Annotated in this window: 8 protein-coding genes; 6 read left to right on the top strand and 2 right to left on the bottom strand. The window is 71.9% G+C overall.

Annotation, left to right across the window (positions count from 1 at the left end):
* Positions 1-206: 206 nt before the first annotated feature.
* Positions 207-704 (bottom strand): peptidylprolyl isomerase, encoded by a 498-nt coding sequence (locus tag ACIHCL_RS19885; protein WP_399863462.1) that lies wholly within the window; start codon positions 702-704, stop codon positions 207-209.
* A gap of 423 nt (positions 705-1127) precedes the next feature.
* On the opposite strand from ACIHCL_RS19885, the gene ACIHCL_RS19880 reads away from it, so the two are divergent.
* Together ACIHCL_RS19880 and ACIHCL_RS19875 are read left to right on the top strand one after the other, a co-directional pair.
* Positions 1128-2477, top strand: coding sequence for a bifunctional o-acetylhomoserine/o-acetylserine sulfhydrylase (locus ACIHCL_RS19880; RefSeq protein ID WP_399863459.1), 1350 nt, complete (start codon positions 1128-1130; stop codon positions 2475-2477).
* Entirely contained in the window at positions 2474-3661 is a 1188-nt protein-coding gene (locus ACIHCL_RS19875) for a homoserine O-acetyltransferase (RefSeq protein ID WP_399863713.1), read from the top strand. Before ACIHCL_RS19880 ends, ACIHCL_RS19875 begins: the two co-directional genes overlap by 4 nt.
* Positions 3662-4039: 378 nt before the next feature.
* On the opposite strand, the gene ACIHCL_RS19870 is transcribed toward ACIHCL_RS19875, so the two are convergent.
* On the bottom strand, positions 4040-4696 hold the full coding sequence (locus tag ACIHCL_RS19870; protein ID WP_399863456.1) for a hypothetical protein: 657 nt from the start codon (positions 4694-4696) through the stop codon (positions 4040-4042).
* A gap of 148 nt (positions 4697-4844) precedes the next feature.
* Here ACIHCL_RS19870 and argC point away from each other — a divergent pair, with 148 nt between their 5' ends.
* The 4 genes from argC to ACIHCL_RS19850 are packed head-to-tail and all read left to right on the top strand — an operon-like array spanning position 4845 to position 9128.
* A complete protein-coding gene (gene argC / locus ACIHCL_RS19865) occupies positions 4845-5873 on the top strand; it encodes an N-acetyl-gamma-glutamyl-phosphate reductase (protein WP_399863455.1) in 1029 nt (342 codons plus the stop codon).
* Positions 5870-7024 carry a bifunctional glutamate N-acetyltransferase/amino-acid acetyltransferase ArgJ gene (gene argJ / locus ACIHCL_RS19860; protein WP_399863453.1) on the top strand — a complete coding sequence of 385 codons (1155 nt, stop codon included), beginning with the start codon at positions 5870-5872 and terminating at the stop codon, positions 7022-7024. Before argC ends, argJ begins: the two co-directional genes overlap by 4 nt.
* Positions 7021-7935 carry an acetylglutamate kinase gene (gene argB / locus ACIHCL_RS19855; RefSeq protein WP_399863450.1) on the top strand — a complete coding sequence of 305 codons (915 nt, stop codon included), beginning with the start codon at positions 7021-7023 and terminating at the stop codon, positions 7933-7935. Before argJ ends, argB begins: the two co-directional genes overlap by 4 nt.
* A complete protein-coding gene (locus tag ACIHCL_RS19850) occupies positions 7932-9128 on the top strand; it encodes an acetylornithine transaminase (protein WP_399863448.1) in 1197 nt (398 codons plus the stop codon). The genes argB and ACIHCL_RS19850 overlap by 4 nt, the downstream gene beginning before the upstream one ends.

The raw sequence follows: 9128 nt of genomic DNA, 5'->3' as shown, positions 1-9128 counted from the left end.
TTGGGTGTTGGGTTGGGGGGTAACCTTTGTCAAACCATTTGTTTGAGTGGCGGGGTGGTGAAACCGTTGTTTTCCCCCGGGGGGGGGGTGAAACCGCGGGCGCGCGCCGCCCGCGGGGGGCGGGGGGGCGCCGCGCTCGTTCAGAGGTCACGCAAAGGGTCGTGCGCCGAGCCGTCCAGGGGATGGCGGGCACGGGCGCGTACGGGTCAGAGGGTGCCGCAGTCCGCGATGGTGATCTTCGCCTGCGGGCGGCCGCTCTGCGAGCCGAGGGCCTCGATCTTCTTGACGAGGTTCATGCTCTCCTCGTTGTCGACCTCGCCGAACACCACGTGCTTGCCGTCCAGCCACGACGTCACGATGGTCGTGATGAAGAACTGGGAGCCGTTGGAATTGGGGCCGCTGTTGGCCATGGACAGCAGGCCCGGCTTGGAGTGCACCAGATTGAAGTTCTCGTCCGGGAACTTCGCCCCGTAGATGCTCTTGCCGCCCGTGCCGTTGCCGGCGGTGAAGTCGCCGCCCTGGAGCATGAACTCGGGGATGATCCGGTGGAAGGACGACCCCTTGTAGCCAAAGCCCTTCTCGCCGGTCGCCAGCGCGCGGAAGTTCTCCGCGGTCTTGGGGACGACGTCGTCGAACAGCTTGAAAGTGATCCGCCCGGCGGGCTCGTCATTGATGGTGATGTCGAAGTAAACCTTGCTCGTCATGGGGACCATCCTGACATCGGCGGGGCCGGACTCGTCGGGCGGGAGCGGTTACGCGCCGCCGCGGGGTCCGCTCCCCGCGCCCCGGTGTCCGCCATCCGGGCGCCGTCTGTCCGCACTGCGGACAGGCGGCCACCCTGTTTGTCCGCACTGCGGAAGGCGGTGGTGCCCTCTGCCGGTCTGTGATTACCTGGGCCCATGATCGTGCTCGTGACCCGCCGCCATGTGGACTACGCGCGTGTCACGACCATGAGTTGTCCCACCGTCCGCTGACGCGGTGTCTGGTGGCCCATTCCGCGCCGTAGCAGCGCCCCCCGCGTACACGCTCCGCCCCGGAGCCCCGTACGTCTGCATTTCTGCACCCCGCCGCTCACACCGGCACCACCCTGCCCCCCTCCGGGCATCGCATGTGTACCGAGGAGAAGCATGAGCCAGCCGACCGACTCCGTCACCGCCGGGGACGAGCCCACCGGATCCGCCACCCCCGCCTGGTCGTTCGAGACCAAGCAGCTGCACGCCGGTGCCGTCCCCGACCCGACCACCGGCGCGCGGGCGGTCCCGATCTACCAGACGAGCTCGTTCGTCTTCCGCGACACCCAGCACGCGGCCGACCTCTTCTCGCTCGCCGAGCCCGGGAACATCTACACCCGCATCCACAACCCCACCCAGGACGTCTTCGAGCAGCGGATCGCCGCCCTGGAGGGCGGCGTCGCCGCCGTGGCGCTCTCCTCCGGGCAGGCCGCCGAGACCCTCGCCATCCTGAACCTGGCGGGCGCCGGCGACCACATCGTCTCAAGCGCCGCCCTCTACGGAGGCACGTACAACCTCTTCCGGCACACCCTGCGGAAGTTCGGCGTCGAGGTGTCCTTCGTCGAGGACCCCGACGACCTCGACGCCTGGCGGGACGCCATCCGGCCCACCACCAAGGCCCTGTTCGCGGAGACCCTCGGCAACCCGCGCGGCAACGTCCTCGACATCCGCGCCCTCGCCGATGTCGCCCACGAGGCGGGGCTGCCGCTGATCGTCGACAACACCATCCCCACCCCCTACCTCCTGCGCCCCATCGAGCACGGCGCCGACGTCGTCGTGCACTCCGCGACCAAGTTCATCGGCGGCCACGGCACCACCATCGGCGGTGTCGTCGTCGACGCCGGAACCTTCGACTTCGGCGCACACCCGGAGCGCTTCCCCGACTTCAGCGAGCCCGACCCCAGCTACAACGGCCTGCGCTACTGGCCCGCCCTCGGGCCCGGCGCGTACGCCATCAAGCTGCGGGTCCAGCTGCTGCGCGACCTCGGACCGGCCATCGCGCCGCACTCCGCCTTCCTGCTCCTGCAGGGCGTGGAGACGCTGAGCCTGCGTATGGAGCGCCACTCGTCCAACGCCCAGGCGCTGGCGGAATGGCTGGAGCAGCGCGACGAGGTCGCGGCCGTCCACTACGCCGGACTGCCCTCCAACCGCTGGTACGAGGCCGGGCGCCGCTACCTCCCGCGCGGTGCCGGGGCCGTGTTCTCCTTCGAGCTGCGCGGCGGCGTCGAGGCGGGCAAGCGCTTCGTGGACGCGGTCGAGCTCTTCAGCCACCTCGCCAACATCGGCGACGTGCGCAGCCTCATCATCCACCCCGCCTCCACCACCCACAGCCAGCTCGACGAGGAGCAGCTGGCCGCCACCGGCACCTCTCCGGGCCTGGTGCGCCTGTCGGTCGGCATCGAGAACCTGGACGACCTCAAGGCGGACCTGGAGGCCGGCTTCCGCGCCGCGAAGGAGGCGTCCTGAATACCTCCGACGGGACGCCCCCGAGGGAGATCCCCCCTCCCGCCACCGGTGCGTGGCAGGAGGGGGACCCACCGGGGCGCCGGGAGTGGTACCACCGTGCGGACCCCCTGCCGCTGGAGTCGGGCGGCCTGCTGCCGGACGTGCGGCTGGCGTACGAGACCTGGGGTCGGCTCGCGCCCGACCGATCCAACGCGGTCCTCGTCCTGCACGCGCTCACCGGTGACAGCCACGTCGCCGGTCCGGCCGGGCCCGGCCACCCCACCCCCGGCTGGTGGGACGCGCTGATCGGGCCGGGCCGGGCGCTCGACACCGATCGCTGGTTCGTCGTGGCACCGAACGTCCTGGGCGGCTGCCAGGGAAGCACGGGCCCGGCCTCCCCACGCCCCGACGGGCGCCGCTGGGGCGGGTCCTTCCCCCGGCTGACCCAGCGCGACCAGGTGGTGGCCGAGGCCGGGCTCGCCGATGCCCTGGGCATCGAGCGCTGGGCACTGGTGCTCGGCGGCTCCATGGGCGGGATGCGGGCGGTGGAGTGGGCCGTGTCCCACCCGGAACGCGTCGCGTCGCTGCTGCTGCTCGCCTCCACGGGGGTGGCGAGCGCGGAGCAGATCGCCTGGGCCACCGCCCAGCTCCACGCGATCCGCGCCGACCCCCACTGGCGGGGCGGCGACTACCACGACGCCGGACCGGGCAGGGGGCCGCACGCCGGCCTCGGCATCGCCCGCCGCCTCGCGCACATCACCTACCGCTGCGCCGAGGAGCTCGATTCCCGCTTCGGCAATCGCGCCCAGGACGGGGAGGACCCCTGGCTCGGCGGCCGGTACCAGGTCGAGTCGTATCTCGACCACCACGCCGCCAAGCTGGTCCGGCGCTTCGACGCCGCGAGCTACGTGGTGCTGGCCGAGGCGATGAACGCCCATGACATAGGCAGGGGGCGCGGCGGTACGCGCGCCGCCCTCGCCCGGGTGACGGCGCGGACCCTGGTGGCGGGGGTCGACTCCGACCGCCTCTACCCGCTCGGCCAGCAGGAGGAGCTCGCCGCGGGCATTCCTTCGGCCGACCGGCTCCGCGTGATCGGCTCGCCATACGGCCACGACGGGTTCCTCCTTGAGACGTCGCAGGTCGGCGCGCTGGTGCGGGAACTTCTGGACGACGTACGGGATCCGGTCGCCGTCTCCGTCGGATGACGCCCGTCGCCGGGAGGAGCCGCGACGGTGCCTCCCGGTGACGGCGCCCACCGCGCGGCCGGTCCACGGCTGTCGCCGGCCTGTTCTCAGCCCTCGACGCCGCAGCAGCCTCGAGTCGTCGAAGCCTCCCGCAGCCGCTCGGTCGTCCGTTGCGGAGACCACCGACGGCAGCCGCGCCGGGTGCCGCTCGCACACGTCACCCAGACTGCGCCCGCCGGTATCTCCGCGGGCAGAGCGGCTATCTCCGCGGGCACAGCGGCGTGACTCCCCCGACCGGCCACTCGCGCGAGCGAGGCACCGCCGAATCCCGTTCGAACCGCTGCGGCCCGCACCCGCCTCGGCCATCGGCTTCGCGCAACCGCGGACACGATCCATCCCTCACCCGGCCGGGGGCGGCGGTCCCGCAACCTGTTTCGCCAGGCGTATCAGCCGGCTCAGGCGGCCCTCGAGGGCGCCCGGGTCACGCACCCCGGCGAACCGTACGTTCAGGATCCGGTCCTCCAGCTGCCAGCCCTCCAGATCCAGCTCAAGGGTCTGCCTACGGACCTCTTCGGTCACCAGTGCGCGGGCGCGGGTCTTTTCGCCGGAGACGATCCGGTAGCGGCGATCGAACAGGTCGCGCCCCCGCAGCGCCAGGCCGATGGCGGGGTTGCGGGGGACCACCCGCACCGCGGGCAGCTCCTTGGCGCGGCGCATGGGCCGCAGGTGCACGACGATCGCGTGGAGGACCTCGGCCCCCAGCCCCATCCCTTCCCGACAGACCACCCATACGTCGACGCCGTCGATGCGCCGGCGGGCCAGCAGCCAGGTCTTCGAGCCGCCTGGGTCACGCATGCTGCGACGCACCGTGTCCGGCTGTGCCGGTATCCACTCGTCGGCGACGATTCGCCAGCCGTACATCGTGGCCGCCGCTCTATGCGATCTGCGCCACCGCTCATCGTCCTGTCGCAGGCGCCGTTCCTCCCGGATCATGAGGACCACACCGGCGCCGACGACCACGAGCACTGCGGCGATCACGATCCCCATGGTGAGCATCACCCATCAGTACCCCATCCGCTCACAGCGGCGACAGGGCGCGGTGAACGGGGCCGGGGAATCCGACGGCCGAAAGGCCGCACGGTGGCGCGTCATTGCATAAAAGTGCATGGTTGCGTATAGTCATGCCATCGATGAGGAGGTTCCGATGGTGGTACGTGCAGCGGTGGCAGGGGCGAGCGGATACGCCGGCGGGGAGCTGCTCCGCCTTCTGCTGGTCCACCCCGAGGTCGAGATCGGGGCCCTCACCGCCCACTCCAACGCCGGTCAGCGGCTCGGGGCGCTGCAGCCGCACCTGCGGCCGCTCGCGGACCGGGTGCTGGAACCGACCACGCCCGAGGTGCTGGCCGGACACGACGTCGTCTTCCTCGCCCTGCCGCACGGCCAGTCCGCCGCCGTCGCCGAACAGCTCGGCGACGGGGTGCTCGTCGTCGACATGGGCGCCGACTTCCGGCTCTCCGACGCCGGGGACTGGGAGCGGTTCTACGGCTCGCCGCACGCCGGGACGTGGCCGTACGGTCTGCCCGAACTGCCCGGCGGGCGCGCGGCACTGGCCGGAGCCAAGCGCGTCGCGGTGCCCGGCTGCTATCCGACCGCAGTCTCGCTGGCGCTTTTCCCGGCGTACGCGGCCCAGCTGGCCGAGCCCGAGGCCGTGATCGTCGCCGCATCCGGCACCTCCGGGGCGGGCAAGGCCGCCAAACCGCATCTGCTCGGCTCCGAGGTGATGGGCGGCATGTCCCCCTACGGCGTCGGCGGGGTCCACCGGCACACCCCCGAGATGATCCAGAACCTCAGCGTGGCGGCCGGTGAAGCGGTCACCGTCTCCTTCACCCCGACCCTGGCCCCGATGCCCCGCGGCATCCTCGCCACGTGCAGCGCCAAGGCGAAGCCGGGAGTGAGTGCCGAGGCCGTGCGGGACGCGTACGGGAAGGCGTTCGCCGACGAGCCGTTCGTCGACCTGCTGCCCGAGGGGCAGTGGCCCGCCACCGCTTCCGTCCTCGGCTCCAACGCCGTACAGGTCCAGGTCGCCCACGACGCGGTGGCGCACCGGATCGTCGTCGTCGCCGCCATCGACAACCTCACCAAGGGCACCGCGGGCGGTGCCCTCCAGAGCATGAACATCGCCCTCGGGCTTCCCGAGGACACAGGTCTCTCCACGATCGGAGTCGCACCGTGAGCGTCACGGCAGCACAAGGGTTCTCCGCGGCGGGCATCGCCGCGGGAATCAAGGAAAGCGGAAACCCGGACCTGGCCCTCGTGGTCAACCACGGCCCGCGCCGCGCCGCCGCGGGCGTCTTCACCTCCAACCGCGTCAAGGCCGCCCCCGTCCTCTGGTCCCAGCAGGTGCTCAAGGGGGGCGAGGTCGGCGCCGTCGTCCTCAACTCCGGCGGCGCCAACGCCTGCACGGGCCCCCAGGGCTTCCTGGACACGCACGCCACTGCCGAGAAGGCCGCCGAGGTCCTGCCCGGCCACAGCGCCGGCGAGATCGCGGTCGCCTCGACCGGTCTGATCGGCACCCTGCTGCCGATGGACAAGCTGCTGCCCGGCATCGAGAAGGCCGCCGCCGCCCTCAGCGAGCACGGCGGCGAGAAGGCCGCCATCGCGATCAAGACCACCGACACCGTCCACAAGACCGCCGTCGCCGGCGGCGAGGGCTGGACCGTCGGCGGCATGGCCAAGGGCGCGGGCATGCTCGCCCCCGGCCTCGCCACCATGCTGGTCGTCCTCACCACCGACGCCGACGTGGACGCCCCCGGGCTCGACTCCGCGCTGCGCGCCGCCACCCGCACCACCTTCGATCGGGTCGACTCCGACGGCTGCATGTCCACCAACGACACCGTGCTGCTGCTGGCCTCCGGCGCGAGCGGGATCACCCCGGACGAGGGGGAGTTCGCCAAGGCCGTGCACGACGTCTGCGCCGACCTCGCCCGGCAGCTCATCGGCGACGCCGAGGGCGCCTCGAAGGACATCCGGATCGAAGTGGTCAACGCCGCGACCGAGGACGACGCCGTCGAGGTGGGCCGCTCCATCGCCCGCAACAACCTCCTCAAGTGCGCCATCCACGGCGAGGACCCCAACTGGGGCCGGGTCCTCTCCGCGATCGGCACGACGAAGGCGGCCTTCGATCCCGACCAGCTGAACGTCGCCATCAACGGCGTCTGGGTCTGCAGGAACGGCAGCGTCGGCGACGACCGCGACCTGGTCGACATGCGCTACCGGGAGGTCGCGATCACCGCCGACCTGGCCGCCGGCACCGAGTCCGCGGTCATCTGGGCCAACGACCTCACCGCGGACTACGTCCACGAGAACAGCGCGTACAGCTCATGACCACGGCGCGGAAGCACACCGCACTCCCGAAGGTCCGGACCCTCATCGAGGCGCTGCCCTGGCTGACCCGGCACCACGGCAAGACCGTCGTCATCAAGTTCGGCGGCAACGCCATGGTCGACGAGGAACTGAAGGCGGCCTTCGCCCAGGACGTCGTCTTCCTGCGGCAGGCCGGCCTCAAGCCCGTCGTGGTGCACGGCGGCGGCCCCCAGATCAGCGCCCAGCTCGACAAGCAGGGCCTGACCAGTGAGTTCAAGGCCGGGCTGCGCGTCACCACGCCCGAGGCGATGGACGTCGTACGGATGGTGCTGGCCGGACAGGTCCAGCGCGAGCTCGTCGGCCTGCTCAACCGGCACGGCCCGCTCGCCGTCGGCCTGACCGGGGAGGACGCCCACACGATCACCGCCGTCCAGCACTGCCCGGTCATCGACGGGGAGCCCGTCGACATCGGCCGGGTCGGCGAGATCACGACCATCGACACCGGAGCGATCCAGGCGCTGCTGGACAACGGCCGCATCCCCGTCATCTCCTCCATCGCCCGCTCCGCCGACGACCACCACGTGTACAACGTCAACGCCGACACCGCCGCCGCCGCGCTCGCCGCCGCACTGGGCGCCGAGACGCTGATGGTCCTCACCGATGTCGAGGGCCTGTACGAGGACTGGCCGAACAGCGACGACGTGATCAGCCGCCTCACCGCGACCGAGCTGGAGAAGCTGCTCCCCGAGCTGTCCAGCGGCATGGTGCCCAAGATGCAGGGCTGCCTGCACGCCGTGCGCAACGGCGTCGAGACCGCCCGGGTCATCGACGGCCGGGTCCAGCACTCGATCCTGCTGGAGATCTTCACCGACGAGGGAATCGGCACGATGGTCGTGCCCGACGAGGAATCCGACACCCAGGGGGAGTCATGAGCAACCAGGAGTACGCGCAGCGCTGGCAGCACGCGCTCATGGACAACTACGGCACCCCCGGGCTCTCCCTCGTCCGCGGCGAGGGGGCCCGGCTGTGGGACGCCGACGGCACCGAGTACCTCGACTTCGTCGGCGGCATCGCCGTCAACGCGCTGGGCCACGCCCACCCCGCCGTCGTCGAGGCCGTGTCCGCACAGGTCGCCTCCCTCGGCCACGTGTCCAACCTCTACATCGCGCCGCCGCCCGTCGCCCTCGCCGAACGGCTGCTCCAGCTCTTCGGCCGCGACGGCAGGGTCTTCTTCGCCAACTCCGGCGCCGAGGCCAACGAGGCCGCCTTCAAGATCGGTCGGCTGACCGGGCGGACCCATGTGGTCGCCACCGTCGGCGGCTTCCACGGCCGGACCATGGGCGCGCTGGCGCTCACCGGCCAGCCGGGGAAGTGCGCCCCGTTCGAACCGCTGCCCGGTGACGTCACCCACGTCCCGTACGGGGACGCCGAGGCCCTGCGCGCCGCCGTCACCACCGACACCGCGATGGTGGTCATCGAGCCGATCCAGGGCGAGAACGGCGTGATCGTGCCGCCGCAGGGCTACCTGGAGGCCGCCCGGGAGATCACCCGGGCCACCGGCACCCTGCTCGCCCTCGACGAGGTGCAGACCGGCGTCGGCCGCTGCGGCCACTGGTTCGAGCACCAGGCCCACCAGGGCGTCGAGCCCGATGTCGTCACCCTCGCCAAGGGGCTCGGCGGCGGGCTGCCGCTCGGCGCCACCGTCGCCTTCGGCCCCGCGGCGCAGCTGCTGAAGCCGGGCCACCACGGCACGACCTTCGGCGGCAACCCGATCGCCTGCGCCGCCGGACTGGCCGTCCTGGACACCCTGTCGGCCGACGGCGCCCTGGACCGGGTGAAGCGGCTCGGCGAGAGGATCCGGGACGGAGTGGAGGGCCTCGGGCACCCCCTGGTCTCCCACGTCCGCGGCTCCGGCCTGCTGCTGGGTATCGTGCTCACCGAGCCCCTCGCGCCCCAGGTGCGACAGGCGGCTCAGGGAGCCGGAATCCTGGTGAACGCACCCGCCCCCGACGTCCTGCGGCTGATGCCGCCGCTGATCATCGGTGACGCCGAGGTGGACGCGTTCCTCCGGGCACTTCCCGGCGCCCTCGACGCGGTGCACGGGGACGGACGATCCGGAGAATGA

Source organism: Streptomyces sp. NPDC052042, assembly GCF_044548345.1.
Classification (GTDB): Bacteria; Actinomycetota; Actinomycetes; order Streptomycetales; family Streptomycetaceae; genus Streptomyces.
This window is presented reverse-complemented; position numbering and strand designations above follow the sequence as displayed.

What these genes read in the sequence shown, in the direction of transcription:
- ACIHCL_RS19885 (WP_399863462.1), bottom strand. Translation starts at nt 704, where the DNA reads ATGACGAGCAAGGTTTACTTCGACATCACCATCAATGACGAGCCCGCC.
- ACIHCL_RS19880 (WP_399863459.1), top strand. Translation starts at nt 1,128, where the DNA reads ATGAGCCAGCCGACCGACTCCGTCACCGCCGGGGACGAGCCCACCGGA.
- ACIHCL_RS19870 (WP_399863456.1), bottom strand. Translation starts at nt 4,696, where the DNA reads ATGCTCACCATGGGGATCGTGATCGCCGCAGTGCTCGTGGTCGTCGGC.
- argC (WP_399863455.1), top strand. Translation starts at nt 4,845, where the DNA reads ATGGTGGTACGTGCAGCGGTGGCAGGGGCGAGCGGATACGCCGGCGGG.
- argB (WP_399863450.1), top strand. Translation starts at nt 7,021, where the DNA reads ATGACCACGGCGCGGAAGCACACCGCACTCCCGAAGGTCCGGACCCTC.
- ACIHCL_RS19850 (WP_399863448.1), top strand. Translation starts at nt 7,932, where the DNA reads ATGAGCAACCAGGAGTACGCGCAGCGCTGGCAGCACGCGCTCATGGAC.